Source organism: Paenibacillus sp. MY03 (genome assembly GCF_002165585.1).
GTDB lineage: Bacteria > Bacillota > Bacilli > Paenibacillales > Paenibacillaceae > Pristimantibacillus > Pristimantibacillus agaridevorans.
In genome coordinates this window covers 101,982-124,636 of the sequence record NZ_MXQD01000036.1, presented here as the reverse complement: position 1 = coordinate 124,636, position 22,655 = coordinate 101,982, and the positions used below count along the sequence as shown (strand labels likewise).

Annotated in this window: 16 protein-coding genes and 4 tRNA genes; 17 read left to right on the top strand and 3 right to left on the bottom strand. The window is 50.3% G+C overall.

Features of this window, described 5'->3' with window-relative positions:
• Nucleotides 1-56: 56 nt before the first annotated feature.
• From B1748_RS25040 to B1748_RS25020, 5 genes are all read left to right on the top strand, one after another.
• Nucleotides 57-131: transfer RNA gene (locus B1748_RS25040), tRNA-Gly, on the top strand.
• 7 nt (nt 132-138) lie between these two features.
• A tRNA-Arg gene (locus B1748_RS25035) sits at nt 139-215 on the top strand.
• A gap of 24 nt (nt 216-239) precedes the next feature.
• A tRNA-Pro gene (locus B1748_RS25030) sits at nt 240-316 on the top strand.
• Nucleotides 317-329: 13 nt separating this feature from the next.
• A tRNA-Gly gene (locus B1748_RS25025) sits at nt 330-403 on the top strand.
• A 73-nt stretch (nt 404-476) separates the two neighbouring features.
• Entirely contained in the window at nt 477-1,265 is a 789-nt protein-coding gene (locus tag B1748_RS25020) for an HAD family hydrolase (protein ID WP_179215817.1), read from the top strand.
• A gap of 61 nt (nt 1,266-1,326) precedes the next feature.
• Here B1748_RS25020 and B1748_RS25015 read toward each other — a convergent pair whose 3' ends face one another.
• Complete coding sequence (locus tag B1748_RS25015) at nt 1,327-2,307, bottom strand: hypothetical protein (protein ID WP_087570673.1); 981 nt, start codon at nt 2,305-2,307, stop codon at nt 1,327-1,329.
• A gap of 370 nt (nt 2,308-2,677) precedes the next feature.
• Between B1748_RS25015 and ppc the strand changes: the two genes are divergently transcribed.
• The 9 genes from ppc (at nt 2,678) to B1748_RS38125 (ending at nt 15,560) form a co-directional block, all read left to right on the top strand.
• Nucleotides 2,678-5,482 (top strand): phosphoenolpyruvate carboxylase, encoded by a 2,805-nt coding sequence (gene ppc, locus B1748_RS25010; protein WP_087570672.1) that lies wholly within the window; start codon nt 2,678-2,680, stop codon nt 5,480-5,482.
• A 496-nt stretch (nt 5,483-5,978) separates the two neighbouring features.
• Nucleotides 5,979-7,223 carry a S1C family serine protease gene (locus B1748_RS25005; RefSeq protein ID WP_087570671.1) on the top strand — a complete coding sequence of 415 codons (1,245 nt, stop codon included), beginning with the start codon at nt 5,979-5,981 and terminating at the stop codon, nt 7,221-7,223.
• Between the two features lie 330 nt (nt 7,224-7,553).
• A complete protein-coding gene (sigW, locus tag B1748_RS25000; protein WP_087570670.1) occupies nt 7,554-8,120 on the top strand; it encodes an RNA polymerase sigma factor SigW in 567 nt (188 codons plus the stop codon).
• Nucleotides 8,121-8,214: 94 nt separating this feature from the next.
• Entirely contained in the window at nt 8,215-8,862 is a 648-nt protein-coding gene (locus B1748_RS24995) for a zf-HC2 domain-containing protein (protein WP_087570684.1), read from the top strand.
• A 134-nt stretch (nt 8,863-8,996) separates the two neighbouring features.
• The gene (gene cdaA, locus B1748_RS24990) at nt 8,997-9,836 is read left to right on the top strand and encodes a diadenylate cyclase CdaA (RefSeq protein ID WP_087570669.1); all 840 of its coding nucleotides are present in this window, start codon (nt 8,997-8,999) and stop codon (nt 9,834-9,836) included.
• A 3-nt stretch (nt 9,837-9,839) separates the two neighbouring features.
• A complete protein-coding gene (locus B1748_RS24985; RefSeq protein ID WP_087570668.1) occupies nt 9,840-11,273 on the top strand; it encodes a CdaR family protein in 1,434 nt (477 codons plus the stop codon).
• A 132-nt stretch (nt 11,274-11,405) separates the two neighbouring features.
• Nucleotides 11,406-12,749, top strand: a complete 1,344-nt coding sequence (glmM, locus tag B1748_RS24980) for a phosphoglucosamine mutase (protein ID WP_087570667.1) — start codon at nt 11,406-11,408, stop codon at nt 12,747-12,749.
• Nucleotides 12,750-13,411: 662 nt separating this feature from the next.
• Complete coding sequence (gene glmS, locus B1748_RS24975; protein ID WP_087570666.1) at nt 13,412-15,244, top strand: glutamine--fructose-6-phosphate transaminase (isomerizing); 1,833 nt, start codon at nt 13,412-13,414, stop codon at nt 15,242-15,244.
• A 130-nt stretch (nt 15,245-15,374) separates the two neighbouring features.
• Nucleotides 15,375-15,560 carry a helix-turn-helix domain-containing protein gene (locus B1748_RS38125; protein WP_087570665.1) on the top strand — a complete coding sequence of 62 codons (186 nt, stop codon included), beginning with the start codon at nt 15,375-15,377 and terminating at the stop codon, nt 15,558-15,560.
• 445 nt (nt 15,561-16,005) lie between these two features.
• Here B1748_RS38125 and B1748_RS24965 read toward each other — a convergent pair whose 3' ends face one another.
• Both B1748_RS24965 and B1748_RS24960 read right to left on the bottom strand, forming a co-directional pair.
• Complete coding sequence (locus B1748_RS24965) at nt 16,006-16,485, bottom strand: toll/interleukin-1 receptor domain-containing protein (protein WP_256975910.1); 480 nt, start codon at nt 16,483-16,485, stop codon at nt 16,006-16,008.
• A gap of 782 nt (nt 16,486-17,267) precedes the next feature.
• Nucleotides 17,268-17,906, bottom strand: a complete 639-nt coding sequence (locus tag B1748_RS24960; RefSeq protein ID WP_087570663.1) for a hypothetical protein — start codon at nt 17,904-17,906, stop codon at nt 17,268-17,270.
• Nucleotides 17,907-18,223: 317 nt separating this feature from the next.
• On the opposite strand from B1748_RS24960, the gene B1748_RS37645 reads away from it, so the two are divergent.
• The 3 genes from B1748_RS37645 to B1748_RS24945 are packed head-to-tail and all read left to right on the top strand — an operon-like array spanning nt 18,224 to nt 22,649.
• Nucleotides 18,224-19,810: a restriction endonuclease subunit S gene (locus tag B1748_RS37645; protein ID WP_087570662.1), complete on the top strand. Its 1,587-nt coding sequence runs from the start codon at nt 18,224-18,226 to the stop codon at nt 19,808-19,810.
• Between the two features lie 15 nt (nt 19,811-19,825).
• A complete protein-coding gene (locus tag B1748_RS24950; protein WP_087570661.1) occupies nt 19,826-21,349 on the top strand; it encodes a class I SAM-dependent DNA methyltransferase in 1,524 nt (507 codons plus the stop codon).
• Nucleotides 21,339-22,649: a restriction endonuclease subunit S gene (locus B1748_RS24945; protein WP_143810383.1), complete on the top strand. Its 1,311-nt coding sequence runs from the start codon at nt 21,339-21,341 to the stop codon at nt 22,647-22,649. Before B1748_RS24950 ends, B1748_RS24945 begins: the two co-directional genes overlap by 11 nt.
• Nucleotides 22,650-22,655 lie beyond the last annotated feature (6 nt).

Below are 22,655 nucleotides of genomic sequence, written 5' to 3'. Positions count from 1 at the left end.
TATTATTACTTGTCGCCACGACGAATTGATAGCTAATTGCTTGAAAACATTACCGTGCGGAAGTGGCTCAGCGGTAGAGCATCGCCTTGCCAAGGCGAGGGTCGCGGGTTCGATTCCCGTCTTCCGCTCCATAATCTTGCGGCCTTAGCTCAGCTGGATAGAGCGTTTGACTACGAATCAAAAGGTCAGGAGTTCGAATCTCTTAGGCCGCGCCATTTTTTCTAGTGCTTCATACTTAACGGGACGTAGCTCAGCTTGGTAGAGCACCTGGTTTGGGACCAGGGGGTCGCATGTTCAAATCGTGTCGTCCCGACCATCTTTTTTATAATGCGGGTGTAGTTCAATGGTAGAACTTTAGCCTTCCAAGCTAATAGCGTGGGTTCGATTCCCATCACCCGCTCCAGTATCTAAACCGACAGCCTTCTGCGATGCAGAAGGTTTTTTTGTATATACAAACTGACGAAGGAGAGTTGGATATGGAGCTTCGGGCCATCGCGCTGGATCTGGACGGAACGCTGCTTAACAGCGCCAAGGAAGTGTCGGCACGCAATCGGGCGGCCGTATTACGAGTGTTGGAGAAAGGCTTGCGGGTCATCATCGCGACGGCCAGGCCGCCGCGTTCTGTAGCAGAGCTGCTGCCGAGCGAGCTGTTGGAGCGTGCTTCTATCGTAAGTTATAACGGCGCCATCGTGCGCGACAGGGCCGCGCGGATTGACGAGCATCATCCTATGACCAGCGAAGTGACGGCGGAGGTTATTCGTTATTGCGGAGAATATCTGCCTACGGCTCATCTCAGCGTAGAAGTCAACGACAAGTGGTATGCGAATCGCGATTTAGCGGACGGAGCGTTCTACCATCCGCGATTTCGCCCTGAGCTTGCAACGTACGAGGTTCTGGCGAGCCAGGCTGCGACCAAAATATTGTTGACGGAGTATCGTGATGCCGAGGTGTTGCGAGAGAGGTTCGCTCCGTTAACCCAGTTCGTGGTGACCGATGGAGGTGCGCTGATCCAAATGATGAATCCTGCCGTCTCTAAAACATCGGGTATCCTTCGGTTATGCGGACACTTTGGAATTCAAGAATCGAAGATTGCCGTATTCGGAGATGATCACAACGATATCGATATGTTTCGAATGGCGGGTTATTCGGTGGCGATGGGCAACGCCGTGCAAGAGCTCAAGGACATCGCCAACGAGACGACGGCGAGCAACGACGACGATGGCGTCGCTATAGCTCTGGAGAGGCTGCTGGTCCTCCAGCAGTAGTGAGCAGCATACTGGAGTCGCGGAAGCGGACCCGGCATCATGCCGCTCTATTCTGTAAGTATTAGGGGACTTGGTATCGCCGGCCATCGCTCAGCAGCACAAATCCTTCTTCTTCAAAGCTAATTCTCCCTGCCTCAGAACTCGGCTTAATCTCTATCTCAGTCCATTCTCCAGAACTCCATTGCTCCGGATCCACGTAGGCCATCCATAGCCGTGCGGTATTGGTGGGCACATGATGAGTCCAGATGGCCATCGCTCCTAGTGTTATAGAGAGCTGGATATCTCGAAATTGTTCTTCGTATACAGGCTGCTCCCATAATAGATGAAACGCGCCATCCATGGTCAATGCGGCAATGCGAATGTTGACTTCCAACCCATCGCGTTCTTCAAAAGGAATGTTCGAGTGCAATAATACGATTCTTGTTTGGCTATCCTCCAGGTATTGGTACATTCGGCCAGATTCGAGCTGTTCGCCGTTCCTTCCGTCGAAGACGGTGAAAGAGGTATCACCGGCAAATGGGGCAGGGTATTCATTCCATTGCACATAAACATGATTGCCCAGCCAGCCAAAGGAGTGACAAGGCTCCACTTGATCATTGCGGGAGAGAGAAGTTTCTTGTCCCGATTCCAAGTCTAACAGCGTTAGCTCGCAGGAAGTTTGGGCAGAAGTTCCTTTATGCTCCACACGATTATAGAGTATGCGGCCGCCGTCCTCCGAGAGTACAGCGTTGAACTTATCCGAATCGAGGCCGCCAATCTCCGTCAAGACTCCTTCTTGGCTTTTCGCAAATAACTTATTCTCCCATGCGTAGATCTTGCCAATATCGGATTCGCCGATCAGCATTTTATCAGCAAGTATGATCGCAGCCTTTCGAGAAGGCTCGTCAGATACGCTTTCCATGACTGTGTTTGTATGGAGCGTGGATTCGGGAATCGGCGTACTCAACGTCGTTGCCTCGCTCCCGTTAGTCGTACAACCTGCCAACAAGAATGCCATAAACAGAACATATCCAGCTTTCTTAAACCTGAAATTTGCCTTCATACGCGTCCTCCGTTCCGGGTACCCTCTAGCGGAAGCTAGCCAATTGTATAACGTTCAAATTAAGGTAATTGTTTCTAGTCCATAAAACAAAAACCAAATTTGGCGGCGGGAAATGGCCCTGGATAGCGCAATATAGCCGCGCTAAAGCGGAAAAGCAGAAAAAAATCCGCTCCCAGAGCGGGATAGCGGCTCCTTGTCAGGATTGGATTGTGGTTCAGGGCTTCAATGGCAGGGTATTTTGTAGTATGATGGTAGGAGTGATTACGCCATATTAACTGAGAGTAACCTTACGATAGAATTAGGCATGTGCGCGTAGCAGGGCTGATGCTTTCGGAGTGGGTTTGCTGCACAGACTTGTAGGAGGAACGGTATGTCGGAACAATCTGTATCAACGACGTCGGCTAGTCGAACGAGCACAAACAATTTGCTCAGACGGGACGTGCGCTTCCTGGGCAATATTCTTGGCGAGGTGCTAGTGCATCAAGGCGGCCGCGAACTGCTGGACATCGTCGAACAAATTCGGGAACAGAGCAAGGCGCTTCGCGCGGAATTCGTGCCGGAGCTGTTCGAACAATTCAAAACGAAGGTTTCTTCGTTAAGTCCGGAGATTCGCCACCAGGTTATCCGGGCCTTCGCGATTTATTTCCAGCTGGTTAACATCGCGGAGCAAAACCACCGGATTAGACGGAAGCGGGATTATGAAGTGTCCGCTGGCGAAGCGGTTCAGCGCGGCTCCATCGAGAGCGCTATCCAGGATTTAAAGGAACGCAACATTGCGGTTGGCGACGTACAGGACATTCTGAGCGGCATTTCCCTGGAGCTTGTCATGACGGCTCACCCTACGGAAGCGACTCGCAGAGTGGTGCTGGACATCCACAAGCGTATTGCCGAAGACGTGATGCAGCTCGACAATCCGACGCTGACGTACCGCGAGCGCGAGAAGCTCAAGGAGAAGCTGCTTAACGAAGTGCTTATCCTCTGGCAGACCGACGAGCTTCGCGACCGCAAGCCTACCGTTATTGACGAGGTGCGTAACGGACTGTATTACTTCGACGAAACCTTGTTCGAGGTGCTGCCAAGCGTATACGAGGAGCTTGAGCGCTGCCTGACCAAGTACTATCCAGAGGAGCATTGGCATGTGCCGGCATATCTCCGATTCGGATCCTGGATCGGCGGCGACCGCGACGGCAATCCGTCCGTCAAAGCCAAGGTGACCTGGGAGACGCTTCAGTTGCATCGCCAGCTGGCGATCAGCAAATACGAAGAGAAGATCCATAGTCTGATGGATCTGCTCAGCTTTAGCACGAATCTGGTCGAGGTGTCGGAGGAGCTCAAGGATTCCATCCGCAGCGACCGCGAACATGTAGAGCTCAAGTGCGTCGATCTGTGGCGCAACGCGAAGGAGCCTTACCGCATCAAGTTAGGCTTTATGCTGGAGAAGCTTGCGAATACGCGAGACGAATCGCTTAAGGGCACGCCTATGCGTTACAACCATCCGGAAGAGCTGCGGGAGGACCTGCTGGTTATTGACCGCAGCTTGCGCAACCACTATGCGGATTACGTCGCCGATACGGATCTGGCTACGCTTCTGCGCCAAGTGGAGCTGTTCGGCTTCCACCTGATGGCGCTGGACGTTCGTCAGCACAGCAAGGAACATGAGAACGCGATGTCCGAGATTTTGTCCAAGATGCATATCGTATCGGACTACGCATCGCTTTCCGAGGCTGAGAAGACAGAGCTGCTGCATAAGCTGCTTAACGATCCTCGTCCGCTGACTTCCGGTCATTTGGATTATTCGGAGTCGACGCAAGAATGCCTGGATGTCTACCATACCATCTACCGCGCTCAACAGGAGTTCGGCGAAGGCTGCATCTCCAGCTACTTGATCAGTATGACAGAGGCTGCCAGCGATATTCTGGAGGTTGCGGTATTCGCGAAGGAAGTCGGCCTGTTCCGTCAGGAAGCCGACGGTACGGTTCGCTGCACGCTGCAGTCCGTCCCGCTCTTCGAGACGATCGACGATCTCAATGCTGCCCCAGCTATTATGAAGGAACTGTTCGAGCTTCCGATATACCGCAAGGCGATCGAAGCAAGAGACAACGTGCATGAGATCATGCTGGGCTACTCCGATAGCAACAAGGACGGCGGAGTCGTGACGGCGAACTGGGAGCTGCGCGTGGCGCTTAAGGAAATTACAGCCGCGGGCAAAGCTTATGGCGTCAAGCTGAAGTTTTTCCACGGCCGCGGAGGCGCGCTTGGCCGCGGAGGCATGCCGCTGAACCGCAGCATTTTGGCTCAGCCGCCGCATACGATCGGCGGAGGCATCAAGATAACGGAGCAAGGCGAGGTGCTGTCTTCCCGCTACTTCATGAAGGGCATCGCTTACCGCAGCCTGGAGCAAGCGACATGGGCGCTTGTTACGGCGGCGCGTCTGGCGAAGTATCCGCAACAGGAAGCAGAGGCGGAAGCCGAGTGGGATTCCATTGCACGCTCCATTTCCGATACGGCGCTTAACAAGTATCAGGATCTGATCTTCCGCGATCCGGACTTCCTGACCTTCTTCAAGGAGTCTACGCCGCTGCCCGAGGTTGGCGAGCTAAACATCGGCTCCCGTCCGTCCAAGCGGAAGAACAGCGACCGCTTCGAAGATCTGCGCGCGATCCCTTGGGTTTTCGCATGGACGCAGAGCCGTTACTTGCTGCCTGCATGGTATGCAGCCGGTACGGCGCTCCAAACGTACGCGGGCGGCGACGAGTCGAAGCTCGCTACACTGAGAACGATGTACGAGCAGTTCCCGTTCTTCCGCTCGCTGATCGACAATCTGCAAATGGCGCTGGCCAAGGCGGATCTGCTCATCGCGAAGGAATATTCGCTGATGATCAAGGATCAAACCGTTCGCGATCGGATCTTCTCGCAGATCGAATCGGAATACAATCTGACTTCGACGCTGATTTTGCAGATTACGGGACAAGACGAGATTCTGGACAACGTACCGGTCATCCAGGAATCCATTCGTCTGCGCAATCCGTACGTGGACCCGCTCAGCTACATGCAAGTGCAACTGCTGTCGGAGCTTCGCGATCTGCGAGCTAACGATGAGGATGATCCCGAGCTGCTCCGCGAGGTGCTGCTAACCATTAACGGCATTGCAGCCGGCCTTCGGAATACGGGCTAATACTCGATTCGTGCCTGCTAGGCAAGATTTATCTTATAGATACGAGACCAGCCGGCCGCGACTTCTGTCGCGGCTGTTTTTTTTGTTGTGGCGGCTGTTTTTTTGTTATATGGGAAGTTTGCGACTCCCTGTCTTGTGAACAAAAGGTTGAAATTCTAACAGACACCAGCGACGCTATTTGTCCGTTTTTTGATCTCTCCCCAATCTAAAGGACAGGAACGACGTTATTTTGTCGTTATGGAGCCGCTTGGCGCTCTGATGATGCCGATAAGGTCGTCTGTGTCCGTTAGATTTTTAAAAACCTGAAAAATCGAGGAATAGTGTCATTTATGTCCGATAGGCAGTGAGTGACGTTGTTTTCGCAAAGCAAGAGCAGGAAATCATTTTAGGTAGCATTTAGGCTGGGTTAAGATTGGTTTAAGGAACATCCCTCATGATAGAGCTATCGGATAAGACGTTAGCAGCTAAGTCAATCTGACATGGGAGGGATACACATATGAGAGAATGGGATACTTACAAAAGCGGACAAGCACAGGGCGAGACGGGCAATAGCCCGGAATCGAAAGTCGATGTCAATGTTGAACATAGCACAAATAAGGATAACGATACAGCGTCAAGCAGGTATGAAAGCAGATATGAGTCGAGGGAGGCAAGGACAGAAGGAACAGAGTCAAGCGAGCACAAGACGACGGTACAAGCGACAGTGACTCACGCGGCACCGCAATTCGAAGCTTATTATAATGAAATTCGAAGCGCGAAGAGCTCAAAAAGCTCGAAGAAAAAAACGAAGATGAATCCGGCCTTGCCGATGATGGCGGCCTTTCTGGCTGGCGCGATTATGGTCGGCGGACTGTCCTACGCGGCCGATCGTGCCAATCTGTTTACGGGAGGCACAACGGCGGGCCAATCGGGGGCCGGGCAAGCGGCAGGAGGTTATGCCGGGCAAGATGCGGGCTTATCCACGGCCTCTCTGAACCCGAGTGAAAATATTGCATCCGTATACGAGCAAGCGAGCCCGGCTGTAGTGAAGATCGAGAACTACACAGAGGTGCAGCAGCAATCGCGCAGGTTGAACGATTCTTTGTTCCAGGAGTTCTTCGGCGGCATGGGCGGCAGAGGAGGAAGCGGACAGGGGCAGGAGGGATCGCGCGGTCAAAGCGGGACTCAGGATGGCAACACCGGCACTGGCGAGCTCCAGCTGTCTGGCTCCGGGACAGGCTTCTTCTTCGACAAAGAAGGCTACATTCTCACGAACGAGCATGTTATTGCCGGCGCTTCCGAGGTGAAGGTGACGGTAGAAGGCTACGACGAGCCGCTAACGGCTCAGGTGCTGGGAGCAAGCTACGAGCTCGATCTGGCGGTGCTGAAGGTGGTGAACCCCGGTGGAGGCTCCTTCCCCGCTCTGAAGCTGGGCAACTCCGACGAGACAGCCATTGGCGACTGGGTGCTGGCGATTGGCAACCCGTACGGCTTCGATCATACGCTGACGACAGGCGTGCTAAGCGCCAAGGAACGTCCCATAACGATCCAGGGTGAGCAAGGCGAGCATGTCTACGAGCATCTGCTGCAGACGGACGCTTCGATCAATCCCGGCAACTCCGGCGGTCCGTTGCTCAATGAACGGGGCGAGGTCATCGGCATCAACACGGCGGTAAACGCCGAGGCGCAGGGGATCGGATTTGCTATCCCAACGTCGACTATTCTCGAGGTTCTGGAAAAATTGAAAACAAACTCCCTATAAGAGGTTGTTAAAAAAGTCAGCTTATGATCACGAAGCATGTCAGCGAGGCGAGCCGTACCCCGGGGTGCGGCTTGCTTTCTGCTTTCTGCCGGGTGCTGACTGGAGCGTTAATAATACTTCCTTGTCTTCTTCCTAGGTCCTCCTGGTTAATTTTTGGGCTCGAGAACAGCATAATTGGCGACATCGCTTGCTTTTTTGGAGCAGGTGGATTACCATTTTTGAAGGAGCGCGTGTTGGCGGGTTATTGACGCGGCGTATGAAGTCTGGACGTCGTCGGCTTGAAGGTCGGCGAAACCCCGGGCGGACCGGAAGTTTGGAGGAATAGACAAGGTGAATGTGCTGGAGAACCAGCTTGCGAGGTTGGCGCTGAAGGGCGACCAGCAAGCTTTCGAAGAGCTTGTGGAGCTGTATCAGGATAAGCTTTTCCATATGGCGTACCGAATGCTTAGCAATCGTCAAGAGGCCGAGGATGTCGTCCAGGAGACGTTCCTTCGCGTGTATAAGAATCTGGATCGGTTCGACGAAACGCTTAAATTCTCGACATGGATCTACCGAATTGCGACAAATTTATGCATCGACAGGCTGCGCAAGCGCAAGCCGACTTATTCCCTGGACGCGGAGTCCAGCGAGTACGAGGGGCTTGACGGTTATTCCATGATCCCGAGCGACAATCGCACGCCGGAGTCCGAGGTTGTTCTGTCGGATACGCAGCGAATTATCCATCAGGCTATGGAGACGCTGCCGCCCAAGTACAAGTCCGTCATGATGCTGAGATACATACAGGACTTATCCCTGCAGGAAGTTGGCGACATTCTGGGCATGCCCGTTACGACGATCAAAACTCGTGTCCATCGCGGACGTGAGTTTCTTCGCAAGAAGCTGGAACATCGACTGTGAACTTTTATTAAAAATATTTTTGAAACATCCCTCGGGATGATACGTATCCTATACCGAGATTATGAACAACAGCAAGAAGAAAGGACTGGCTGCTATGGAATGCAAAGTCGCCATCGTCAAAATTCACGAATATCTGGACGGCGAGCTTCCGCGCGAAGAGAAGGGCGCCCTGCACGAGCATATACTTGCTTGTCCGGATTGCCGAACTCGCTTCGAACAGCTGGAGAAGACCGATGCTGCGGCATTCCTGGCTCTAGAAGGAAGCCACGCTTCCGTCTCGGGTTATGATGCGCAAGCTTCGCAGGCTCTCAAGAACCGCATCATGTCTTCGTTGCCGAAGGGCAAGACCAAGAAGAGGAACCGCTTCGTCCGCATGATCTATCGTTATCCTGGACTGACCGCTGCCGCGGTGTTCCTGTTGGTTATGTTCACCAGCATGTTCGCGACCTGGCAACAGGACTCCAAGTTGATTGTCGCAGGCGAGGATCTGCAGCATGTCGTCATCAATGGCAATACCGTCATCGTACCGGAGGGTGTCTCGTTAATCGGCAATTTGACCGTGGAGAACGGCCAGCTCGAGGTGCAAGGCACCGTCAGCGGCGATGTTACGGTGATCGACGGCTCCATGGTTCTGGCATCGACGGGCCATATTGCCGGTCAAAGCCGCACGATCGACCAAGCGTTGGATTGGTTCTGGTACAGGGTCATATCGACATTTAATGGCGCTGCAACAACTCATTAACTACGGCTTCCCTCCCGGAGGGAAGCTTTTTTTTCAAATTTAGAGGAATTCCCATGCCAAAAGTAGAAAAACATACAGTTGAAATGCGATAATAGAGATATACGCAATTTCAGGCAGCAGTCGGGGGTGAACGCTTGAACTACTTTACGGATTCTACATGGCAGGATTGGCTGAAGGATATTATCGATGTAGGCATCGTGAGCTTTATTATCTATAAATTGATTCTGCTGGTTCGGGGAACTCGCGCCGTGCAGTTGCTCAAGGGCATCTTTATGCTTATCGCGACTTGGGCGATTAGTACCTGGCTCAATCTCTATACGCTCAAATGGCTCATGAACCAGATGTTTACGCTCGGGATCGTGACCATAATTATATTGTTCCAGCCGGAGCTTCGGCGCGCGCTGGAGCAGCTGGGAAGGGGCAATCTGTTCTCGCGTTCCAACAGTCCGGAGAAGACCGCGCTCAGCGAGCAGATCGACGAAATTATCCGTGCCGTGCAGCATATGGCGAAGCGCAAGATCGGCGCGCTGATCGTCTTCGAGCGGCAGACGGGCCTCAGCGAGATGATCGAATCCGGCATTGCGATGGAGTCGAAGATTACATCGGAGCTGCTTATTAATATTTTCACGCCGAATACGCCGCTTCATGACGGGGCCGTTATCCTTCGCGGCAATCAGCTGATGGCTGCGGCCTGTTACTTGCCGCTCTCGGAAAATCCCTTCATCAGCAAGGAGCTGGGTACGCGTCATCGCGCCGCCATCGGCGTGTCCGAAGTGAGCGATGCGCTCGCGGTTGTCGTGTCCGAGGAGACGGGACAGGTGACGCTGTCGCTAAACGGCATGATCGTTAGGGACATTAACGAAGAATCGCTCATCTCGAAGCTCTTCGAGGAGCTGACTCCCAAGGCGAGCGGCCGGGGCAAGGACAGCGGCGGAGCCGCCAAGTCCCCGTTCTGGAAGCGGAAGGGGGTATAGAGGATGGATAAGTGGCTAAATCATCCAACGGCACTAAAGATCGTGTCCGTCGTGCTGGGGCTCATTCTGTTTGCAATGGTACATATCGATCCCGAGACATCGCCGCAGACGACGGCTTCCAGCGTCGATACGAAAGTGATCGAAGCGGCGACCATTGTGCCTACGGGGTTGGATCAATCGAAGTATGTCATGACCGCTATGGAGCCGACCGTCACGAAGCTCGTCGTGGAGGGCAGCATCAGCAAACTGCTGGCGGCATCCACCGACGATTATGTCGTAAGCGTCGACCTGACGAATGCGAAGCCGGGACCGCAGGAGCTGCCATTGACAGTCAAGCTTCCTCGGGGCATCAAGGAGATCCAGCTGTCTCCGCGTACTGTCGTCGTGCAGATCGAGGAGATCGTCACCAAGTCGTTCGACGTGCAGATCATTACGGAGGGCGAGCCGGCAGAAGGATACGTGATGGGTACGCCTTCGATATTAACAGAGAATGGAAGCTCGGTCGAAGTGACATTGCCGAAGGATGACATGGAGCGGGTCGGCGTCGTTGCCGTCACGCTGAACGTGCAGGATGAGGATAAAACCGTCTCCAACAAGAAGGCCAAGGTGGTCGTATACGACTCCGAGGGAGTCGAGATTACGGGAGCGTTCGTCACGCCAAGCACGATACATGCGGAAGTGCCGATTACGCTGCCATTCAAGCAGGTGCCGCTGCAAATTCGTTACAGCGGCACGCTGGACGACAACCTCAGTCTGGTGTCCGTGAGACCGACAATAGAAAATATTACGGTCTTCGCCCAGCAGGACAAGCTGGATACGATCCAGGTTTATGACGGCGCGGTGCTGGATCTCAGCAAGGTAAAGGAGTCCGGCAAGATGAAGGTGAAGGCAACGCCGATCGACGGCATTCAAGCCGTGTCTCCTGGCGAAATCGAGCTTGACGTAGTCGTGGAGAAGACGGCGACGCGCACGCTCGACAATTTGAGGATATCGGTAGTCGGCGCGCCTGCCGGAATGAAGGCTGTAATGCGTACGCCGGAGAGCGGACGGATGAGTCTGCAGCTATCCGGTGCTGAAGCCGTGCTGGCGGACGTAAAGGAAACGGATGTCGTCATCACCGCTAACGTAGAAGGACTCGCTCCGGGCGTTCATACCGTACCGCTGGAGTTGGAGCTGCCTCCGTATATTGAGGCTGTATTAAACGATGGACAACCCTTGACGGCGTCCATCGAGATCGTGGACGAGTCGGCTTCGTCCGGCGGCGGCGAGACCGAACCGCCGGAGGATATCGAAGTTGGCGGTACGCCGACCGAGACGCCGGATCCCGGAGAAGAGAATTCCAATAATAGCGGCGGCAGCGGCAATGAAACGGCTGAAGAAGGCGGAGCAAGTGGCGGGGATGGCAGGAATACCGGCACACGCTCGTTGACCACATAAAAATTCATAAATAACCAAGCTTGCGGGATGCCATAGAGGAGCGATTCTCGACGTTTTTGTCACCGTCTAGGCGCTTGCTGCGTATTCGTATCAGGAATGCACCATTATTGTACTTAAAGGAGAACAGGAAATATGGGGAAATATTTCGGAACCGACGGCGTTCGCGGCGTCGCCAATAGAGAATTAACGCCAGAGCTGGCTTATAAGATTGGCCGCTGCGGCGGTTATGTGTTAACGAGAACGGCAACGGGGCAGCCGAAGGTTGTCATTGGCCTCGATACGCGAATCTCCGGACCAATGCTGGAGTCCGCATTGATCGCGGGCTTGCTGTCGATCGGAGCGAACGTCGTCCGGCTTGGCGTCGTATCGACGCCGGCGGTTGCTTATTTGACAAAGGAGCTGGAGGCCGACGCAGGGGTCATGATCTCCGCATCGCATAATCCGGTTGAAGATAACGGCATTAAGTTTTTCGCGGGAGACGGCTTCAAGCTATCCGACGATACGGAGCTGGAAATCGAAGCGCTGATCGATGCGGAGCAAGACGAACTTCCTCGCCCCGTGGGCGTTGAAATCGGCACGTTGACGACGGACGAAGGAGCGAAGAAGCGTTACCTGGACTACTTGAAAACGACGATCGAAGGGGGCTTTGGCGGCCTTAAGATCGTGCTTGACTGCGCGAACGGATCGGCATACGAGCTTGCCCCTGCCGTATTCCGCGAGCTTGGAGCGGATATTACGACGGTCGGCGCGGAGCCGGATGGCCGCAATATTAACGCAGGCGTCGGCTCGACGCATCCCGAATACTTACGCGAGAAAGTGCTGGAGCTTGGCGCCGATCTCGGCCTGAGCTTCGACGGCGACGCCGACCGGCTGATCGCGATAGACGACAAAGGCGAAGAAGTCGACGGCGACTTCATCCTGTGCATTATCGGCGATCGGCTTAAGCGCGAGGGCAAGCTGGCCCATGACACGGTCGTGACGACGGTGATGGCGAACATCGGCTTCTTTAAGGGAGCCGAGAGCATCGGCCTTAAGACGGCGCAGACGGCTGTAGGCGACCGCTATGTTATGGAAGAGATGCGCCGCGGCGGCTATAACCTGGGCGGAGAGCAATCCGGTCATGTCATCTTCCTCGACCATATTACGACAGGCGACGGCATTCTGACCGCGCTGCAGCTGGTGGATACGCTGGCGGCATCGGGCAAGAAGCTGAGCGAGCTGAAGGGTCTGATGCGAAAGTACCCGCAGAAGCTCGTAAACGTTCGCGTCGCGGACAAGAGCTTGTACAACGGCAACGAAGCTATTTTGGCTGCCGTAAAACAAGTCGAGGATGAGCTCGGCGACAATGGCCGCGTACTCGTCCGTCCATCGGGCACGGAATCGCTGATCCGCGTTATGGCGGAAGGCCCGGACAAGGAGCAAGTAGAGGCTTACGTCGACCAGATTGCCAACGTGGTAAAGAGCGCGCTAGGCTAAACATATCGAAAGTTGTCGATGGATGCGGTTGTCACAGCGGCAGCGAATTTCCGTTACGGATATTCGTTGCCGGCTGGGCCGTTCGTTTCTCGTCATTTTCAGAAAATGGTTGCGCGGGCAGAATAAAATGAATATGATAAGACGTAGGCTTCCATTCAAGAAGGAAAGAGAGGGCAGAGGTTACTCCAGATTGATAAGCGCCAGAGCTTGCGTGATGAAGGCTGATGTACGTGCTGACTTAGAGTAGAGAGCATGGACGAAGCTTCATACGGAAAGCTGACGAGGTGAAGGTGTTCGAAATTTCGGCGGGGACCTTCCGGTATATAGCGGCCAACCGAAAGCCGATACGCAAAACGATTGGGCGACCAATCCGACAAACGTACGGCGGGCTGCAGCAGAATGAAAAATTCGCTCCCGAGTGTCCAGGGGTGCCTCCTGTGAGGAAGGCGCGGGCAATGGGGTTGGTTTTGTCGCACTTATTTTTTCGTAATCATAGAGATCGTGATAAGGTGCATGGCCGGATTCGAAATTCGGGATGGCGACCTTCTCTTGGAATATGCTTACTTTGAGGAAATCATAAGACAACTTCATAAATTGCCTGTGCCGCCTTGGTTGGCATCCGTCTGGACGGGGAAATATACCGTTAACGGAGGTCTATTCATATGTGTGGAATTGTAGGATATATTGGTAATCGCGGGTCGCAGGAAATCTTGCTCGAGGGTCTAAAGAAGCTGGAGTACCGGGGTTACGACTCGGCAGGCATCGCCGTGTTTACGGACAAAGGGCTGGAGATCAAGAAATCGAAGGGCCGTCTCGCCATGCTGGAGGATAAGCTGAAGGGTGAGCCGCTGGAAGGCTCCGTCGGCATCGGGCATACGCGTTGGGCAACGCATGGCAAGCCGTCTGACGTAAACTCCCATCCGCATACGGATAATTCTTTGAAATTTTCGGTCGTGCACAACGGCATTGTCGAGAATTATCTGGATCTGAAGGATGAGCTCATCGCCAAAGGGCATGTGTTCGTATCGGAGACGGACACGGAGGTCATCTCCCATCTGGTGGCTGACGAATACGACGGCAACATTGTCGAGGCTGTACAACGCGCGGTAAAACGGATGCGCGGCGCGTTCGCGCTTGGCGTGCTGACGGAATACGAGCCGGAGCGGCTTGTAGCCGTACGTTTCGCTAGTCCGCTCGTTATCGGCATCGGCGAAGGCGAGAACTTCATCGGTTCGGACATTCCCGCCATTTTGGAGCATACGCGCAATGTGTATATTCTGAACGACGGCGAAATGGCTGTTCTGACACGTAATGGTGTCGAACTGATGACGACGGATGGCGATACTATTTCCAAGGAAATATTCCATGTCGATTGGGATCTGGTAACTGCGGAGAAAGCCGGATTCGATCACTTTATGCTGAAAGAAATCTACGAGCAGCCGAAAGCTTACCGCGACACGATGCTCGGCAGAATCGCGGATGACGGCAAGTCCGTCCATCTCAAAGAATTGTCGATGACGGATGATTATATCCGCTCCATCCGCAAAATTCATATCGTCGCTTGCGGTACGGCGTATCATGCAGGCTTGGTGGGAAAATCGGTCATCGAGACGCTGGCTCGCATTCCGGTCGAGAACGACGTCGCTTCGGAATACCGTTACCGCTCGCCCATTATTACGCCAGATACGCTCGTCATCGTCGTCAGCCAATCCGGCGAGACGGCCGACACACTGGCCGCTTTGCGCGAAGCGCAGAAAAACGGCGCTCGCGTGCTCGCGATCACGAACGTGGTCGGCAGCTCCGTCGCCCGCGAGGCGAACGATGTCATTACGACTTGGGCGGGACCGGAGATCGCAGTCGCTTCGACAAAGGCATACACCTCGCAGTTGATCGCATTCTATCTGCTGGGCCTGCATCTGGCTCGCGTGGCGGGTACGCAGGAGCAATCCGCTGTCGAGGAGATTATCGCAGGTTTGCATGAGCTACCTGAACAAGTTGAGAGCATTTTGGAGCAAGCTCTGGTGCTCAAGCAAGTCGCCGAGTCCATGGCTCATCACAAGAGTCTGTTCTTTATCGGCCGCGGCGTCGACTACGCTGTCGCTCAGGAAGGTTCGCTCAAGCTGAAGGAGATATCTTACATCCACTCCGAGGCTTATGCCGCCGGCGAACTGAAGCATGGCACGCTGGCTCTGATCGAGGACGGCGTACCGGTCATCGCTCTGGTGACGCAAGAGTCGCTGTACGAGAAGACGCTTAGCAACATTAAGGAAGTGAAGGCGCGCGGCGCCCACGTGCTTGCGGTCGCGAACAGCGGCTTCGAAGGCGAGGTCGCGAAGTCTGTCGACGAAGTATTCTCGATACCGAAGACGCTGCCGATTTTGTCGCCAGCTCTGGCTGTTGTGCCGCTGCAGTTGCTGTCTTATTACGCGTCGCTGGCTCTGGGGCATGATGTGGATAAGCCGCGGAATTTGGCGAAGTCGGTTACTGTGGAGTAATTGGGAATTGATGTTGCACAAATTGTCTGGTGAAATAAAAGTGTGGAACCGCTAGAACAGTCCCGATGATGCTTTATTAGGTCATCGGGATTTTTTTCATGAAGAAGGGGGTGTTGTTTGTCAATGTTAGGTGATCGATCGAATTAGGGGTATTAGAAAGCTTAATCAACTCAACCAAATTGAGTTTTCTCAGCGTATAGGAGTATCTCAAGGAACCCTGAGTGAGTTGGAACAGAACAAATACAATCGATCTCTGGAGACAATTCAAGCCAATATCAAAGTGTTCGATGTTAATGCTGCATGGCTCTTATTTTGATATGAAGCAATTGTCTTGAGTAGCCATGAGGGACTTGGGATTCTAAGCTAGTTGGAAAGATCCATGGTTAATAATTTCAGAAAGTTGTCATCACAAGAGCAGATGAGGATATTGAATATTATTGATTTAAATGTAGATTCACAAAGGTAATGAATAAGTGTCTAATGACATTAAGTTGGTGTGCTGTATTAATGTTCGTGTCTAGACTTCAAAAGGTTGTCCTTATTATCAGGGCTACCTTGTGGTTTTGGAGTCCATAAGATTTGTGAACTGTGAAAAGATGGTTAAGCGGGAGTTTAGTTCTAAGCTGACGGTTGCTGATTTATTCCATTCCCGACAAAGAAAAACCCAATGCAATTGCATTGGGTTTAAACATTGGTGCAACCGCGTTTGCAAAGTAACTGAGGTCCATGTAGCTCAACAAACTTAAGTAAACCAACAGAGCCTAGAGGGCGACTAGCTCTGCGAGCTTGGCCGCTACGTCTGCCATTGGCTCTTCTGCAGTGCTCAGGCCGCTTCGCGATCCGAGCAAGGGACTGACTTCGCGGAGAGCTTCATACGTTGTCTCGTGCACAATCGGAATGAGCCGATCACCCGCGAGGAGTGCCGAAAGTTCTTTGTCGGCGATGCCCTCTGATGGGAGGCGGCGTAGCATCGCAGGTGTCACCAGCACAATCCCAACTCGCGATTTCGCCAAGCCTTTGTCGATGGCGCGAAGCAACGGCACACCGAGGCCAACGTCTTTCTCACTGAACCAGACTTTAACACCATGTGACTCGAGTAGATCGTGAAGTTCCTTGGCGGCTCCCTTCCGGTCGTCCCACGCATGGCAAAGGAAGACGTCCCGAAGGTCAGGCTGATTGGCCAGGTTTTCGACGCTGTTGCGGACTGGTGTGAGTGCCCGAACTTCTTCAGCCGTGTACAATATGGCCGAACCTGCTCCTGACCAGCGCGGTTTTGAACTGCGGACGGAACCGCTAACGCTGCTTCGGCTGCCCCCAATTGTCGGGGAAGAGGAGTAAGATGAGGGCGAATAGGACCTGTAGCCACCACCACTTCGGCCATAACGCCCTCTGCACGCTGGACAGTTTTCTGCGGCACTCGCTGAGCTATGTCCCTTTACTGGAGCTGTGCATCTAGACATGTTTCTACCTCTCTAATTGAGTAAATATTTCTGACAAATTATAACACGATTCTCTAATATAATACAGATACAGATGATTACTGGCCTAACAAGAAAAGGACAAATACGAGAACGCATGTGAAAGCCAAAAAGGCATTGATAGTGGGATCGGGTCTTTACGAGGAACGTTAGTTCAACAAAGTAGCGGCAGTCTAAGACTTTATTTTCTCGTTTAGAGCTCCCGAAGGTGAAAATAATGGTGTCAGTCTAAAACTTATTTCTCAAACGCTGATGATTTTCTAGCTCAAAACCACGTCAAATCAACAATTGCAGTCTAATACTTTATTTTTTTGGAAAATTTGTACTGAGAAAATGACTCCATACGAGGCTGCCTTAGGGTAGCCCTGTTTTCTTTTTAGGAGGTGTTATCGTCATGCCCAAGCGTAAACGTGAAATCACGGACGCGAATCAGATTCATAAAAGTAGGCAGAGGACTAGGATATTGAGAAATTCAAAATTGAAGGGAATTTTATCAAGTCGATTGGGAGATTGCTACAGAATGTAGTTTGACCACTAATGGAACCTTAGTACTCCCAATCGTTTTCATTGTAGTTAAGAAGTGAATTTTCTACACGAACTCGAAATTCTTCCTCTTTAAGATAGCCTCGGTTTAACAAGAAATTGATGACTGGCGAAAACATAACTATTAATCCTATTACCATGAGAATGAACAAGGCAACGATAATGATTACATATTTGTTCCAATCAGTTGACTCAAAGAAAGTTGGGATAAATCCTAAAATAGGAGAGATAACTGTAATAATAAAACCATTCTTAATCTTAGAACCGGGTTTCGTACGAATTAAGTGATGACCTGATATAGTAAGTAAATCACGAAGCATAGCTACTCTGTCGCCATCAGTAATCGCTACTCTACTAGCGAGGAAATGTGTAAATTTTTTTCGGTTATATTCTTTGATACGATCGAAGTTTTTAGAGTTAATCTTTTTATGAAATCCAAGAACTATTAGTACAATCATCGCCAAGTAAACAAATATTAAGATTTTTGATTCGAGCAAAACCCCAATTATTGCAATAGATAAGGCACACAAAAAGAGGAATACAATTAGGATTAACCACCGCTCAGGGAGAGTTTTTCGAACATCTTTGAATGTATTAAATTCTTTTTTATAGTCGCTTATCAACGAATAATATGATGTCATATTTTTCAACCCCTAGATGAATTTATACTAAATACGCAGAAATAAAAGCATTGGTTTCTATGTTACTGTAAATTTGGTTTGAAAAACTAGCTTAGTAGATCATTAAGAACTCATAGACGGATTAGTATTTTAGAAAGGTTAATTTCAAAGAAATACAATAACGACAGCAGAATAACATTCTCGAAACAGAAGTGTAAAACTTACAAAAACTGCTGATATGAAGATCCGCCGTAGTTAGATCTAATTTTAGTATTGTAATACTGGATTATTGCGTGGTATTATTTAGGTGTAAGTTCCTAGGGCTAGAGGGTGATACATTGATTGAAACATTCTGGAATATTTGTCTTCTTCACGATATAGGGACTCGGGATCAATTGCTTCGAGAAGCAGTACGGGTTGTTCAAACAAGAAAGTCGCTCGAGCTGCAAGGAGCAGCACATACATCGATTCTAGAACCGGAAATGCTGTTCCAGTGGATGAAGCAGTATGCTGGTGAGCGTGAGTTCGGACACTTCCCCGGTGACCGGGAATTGTTTTATAGACTGTATCAAGTGGGCAAGGATATGGACTTGTTAGATTATGCCGTACAGACGATACAGCAAGACCGAGTTACGGGTGGCATTGTCGTTCATACGAGCATTGTTGAAAGATTTAAAGACATGTGTGAACGCAACCTCTACCGAACCTTGTTCATTACAGAAGTTGAGAAATACTTGCGTGGTCTGGCGGAAACTCGATTATACAAGCAATCGTTTACGATTACACTGCTGACCGAGAGTTACATCATCGCCAAGTTGTTGAAAACTTATTTTGAAACTTATCCTAATGTCCAAATCATTCAGGGATCGATTTATCAGCCGTTACCTTTGCAGGAGAAGTTCGATGCTATCTTAACCATTCCGAACTTTGGATTAAAGATGGATGACGTTAAAGATGCGACCATTAGAGATTCGGAAGGTGTAGCTATTAACCACTTACTTCCCCTGTTGCGGGACCCAGGGAGAATAAGCGTGACGTTCCCCCCAAGGATGATGTTTCAATCGGGGAGCATTGCAAAGTGGCGTGAGAAGACGAATGAGTCTTACCCTGTCCAATCCGTACATATGCTGCCCGATGGTTTGTTTCGACCCTATACATCGGTCAAGACGTATCAGGTTGAATTTGGGAGATCGCCTTCAGAGCAAGTGCTTATAGGTCGCTTACAGCTTCAGAAGGTGTCCTTAGAGCCTGAACGAGAAATTTCGATTCACGCCGAAGCATTTGCGCAACTTGAGAACTGGCGAATCGACATGTTGCTTGATGAAGATCATGATACACTCCGGTCCTTCCAACAGGCACCTGTCCCTAAGGCGAAGTTACGGGATGTTGCAGATATATTTCGTGGAAAATCTATTCTCAAGCAGGACCTAAAAGCTGGAAACATCAAGGTATTAAATATCTCCAACATTGAAGACGGCGAAGTGAAACTGGATCAGCTGGAGACAATTGATGAAGAAGAACGGAAGGTCAAACGCTACGAGATCCTGCCCGGCGATCTCGTCATGGCTTGCCGTGGAACAGTGAATAAACTTGCCATATTTCCAGAAGCAGAAAGTACGGTGATTGCTTCTGCCAATATTATCGTAATTCGATTCAAAGAGTCCATGATAAGCGGCTTTGCAAAAATATTTCTGGAAAGCCCTGTGGGAATAACAATGATTCAGAGCTTCCAGCGAGGAACGACTGTTATGAATTTAAATCCCTCAGATGTAGGTGAAATTGAACTGCCTCTCCTCCCTATCGATGAGCAGGTCAATCGAGTGAATTGTTATAACGAGGAGAACGAACGGTTTAAACAAACGATTCGTGAGGCAACGAGTCGATGGGAACAAGTGAAAAACAAACTTTATAACGAGCTTTACTGAGGAGGAAACTTAGGAATGGCAACAGCGAACTTGGGCTTTGAAGAAAAATTATGGAGCATGGCCGATAAACTGCGCGGCAGCATGGATGCAGCGGAGTATAAGCACGTCGTGTTAGGTCTGCTTTTTCTTAAATACGTATCGGATGCTTTTGAAGAGAAATATGAAGCATTGAAGAATGAGCCATATGCGGATCCCGAAGATGGTGACGAGTATGTTGCCGCGAATATCTTCTGGGTGCCTAAGGATGCTCGTTGGAGCCACATCAAGAACAATGCGAAGAAACCTGAAATCGGCCAAATAATTGACCAAGCAATGATCGACATCGAGAAGGAAAATACATCGCTGAAAGGTGTTTTGCCGAAGGATTATGCAAGGCCTGCTCTTGATAAAACACGCCTAGGTGAAGTTATTGACTTGTTCTCGTTCAAGGTTGGCGATGAAGATAGCCGTTCCAAGGATATGCTTGGCCGTGTATATGAATACTTCCTTAGCAAGTTCGCCAGTGCTGAGGGTAAGAACGGCGGCGAATTCTATACGCCCAATAGCGTTGTCCGCTTGCTCGTTGAGATGATCGAGCCATTTAAGGGCCGTGTCTATGACCCGTGCTGCGGTTCTGGTGGTATGTTCGTTCAGAGCGAAAAGTTCGTCGAAGAGCATCAAGGTAAGCTTGGGGATATAGCAATATATGGCCAAGAATCCAATCCCACGACTTGGAAGCTTTGTAAAATGAACTTGGCGATCCGCGGAATCGATAGCAACTTGGGGGAACATCATTCAGATACGTTCCATAACGATCTTCACAAGAACTTGAAGGCCGATTACATACTGGCCAATCCTCCGTTCAATATAAGTGACTGGGGCGGTGATCGGTTAATAGAAGACGCTCGATGGTCTTATGGTATTCCACCAGGAAGCAATGCAAACTATGCTTGGATTCAGCACATGGTAAATAAACTGGCTCCAAGCGGTATAGCCGGATTTGTCTTGGCGAACGGCTCCATGTCCACGGGTACCACGGCTGAATTGGACATTCGGAGCAAGCTGGTCAATGCTGATCTAGTAGATTGTATTATTACGTTACCAGGGCAGTTATTCTATTCAACGCAAATTCCTGTCTGCCTCTGGTTCATGGCGAAGAATAAAGCTCCAAGAGGGCTTCGTGATCGTCGCGGAGAAATTCTGTTTATTGATGCCCGCAAAATGGGCCAGATGGTCGATCGTACGCATCGAGAGATGACTTCGGAAGATATCAAGAAGATAGTCGATTTATATCACGCTTGGCGCGGGCAGGCCGAAGCTGGAGCATACGAGGATGTTAAAGGCTTCTGTAAAGCTGCGAAGCTTGCGGAAGTGCATGAGCATGAATATATTTTAACACCTGGGCGATATGTAGGTATTGAGGATGTCGAAGAAGACAGCGAGCCGTTTGAAGATAAAATGGCCCGTCTGACATCTGAGTTGGCAGAGCAATTTGTCAAATCGCGTCATCTGGAAGACGGGATTCGTAAGCAGCTTGGGGGGATTGGGTTTGAGTTTTGAGAATCAAGAATGGCGAACGTTAGAATTAGATGCATTATGTACAGTTACTGATTGCCAACATAAAACTGCGCCTGTAGTAGATTACAAAACTAAATTTAGAATGTTAAGAACTACAAACATTCGATATGGTCGAATTAATTCAGATGATGCGAGGTATGTGAATGAAGAAACCTACGAAGCATGGTCTGTTAGAGGTAAGCTCGTTGAGGATGATGTAATTCTAACTAGAGAAGCCCCAATGGGGGAAGTTGGAATTATTAAATCTTCAAATGAGAAGTTTTTTCTTGGACAAAGAATGCTTCAGCTTAAAGCAAAAGCTGATGTTATTATGCCTTACTTTTTATATTACTCACTTTTAGCACCTGAAGTACAAAATCAAATTAAAATGCATGAAGGTACTGGCTCAGTAGTTAGTAATATTCGTATTCCTGCTTTGAAAAAGTTTAAGCTCAAGGTACCTGCATTGGAAACACAATTGTCTGTTACCAAGCTATTGAGACAAATTGACGATAAGATTGATCTTAACAACGTTATTAACAAAAACCTTGAAGATATGGCCCAAGCCCTATTCAAACGCTGGTTTGTGGATTTTGAGTTGCCGAATGAAAACGGTGAACCGTATAAGTCCAACGGTGGCGAGTTTGAAGAAAGTGAATTGGGGTTGATTCCTAGGGGTTGGAAAGTTGGGAATTTTGGAGATATCACGGTTTGCTTTGACTCCAAACGAATTCCTCTTTCTAAGCAAGAAAGAGAATCAAGAGAAAAAGTATACCCCTACTATGGAGCAGCGTCATTGATGGATTACGTAGACGATTATTTGTTTGATGGAGTATATGTACTTATGGGGGAAGATGGATCTGTTATTGACGAATCAGGATTTCCAGTTCTCCAATATGTATGGGGGAAATTCTGGGTTAATAATCATGCTCATGTACTTAAAGGGGATTCTTCATTTTCAGAGGAGTACATTTACCTATTGCTAAAAAGGACGAATGTAAGACAAATCGTCACAGGTGCAGTACAGCCTAAAATAAATCAGAAAAACATGAATAGCCTTAAGGTTATAATCCCTCCGAAGAATGTGTTGCTCTTATTTAATGATATTGCTAATGAATTGTTTAAACTAATTAGAAATAACTTTGAGCAGAGCAACATTCTTATTAAAGCTAGGGATGTGTTGCTCCCAAAACTTATGTCGGGCGAAGTTCGAGTGCCAGAAGAGCAAGAACAATCGTATTCTACGCAACCATTCGCCTTATCTATCGCAGCCGAAAGCAAAGCGCAATACTCAAATTCATAACCGAAG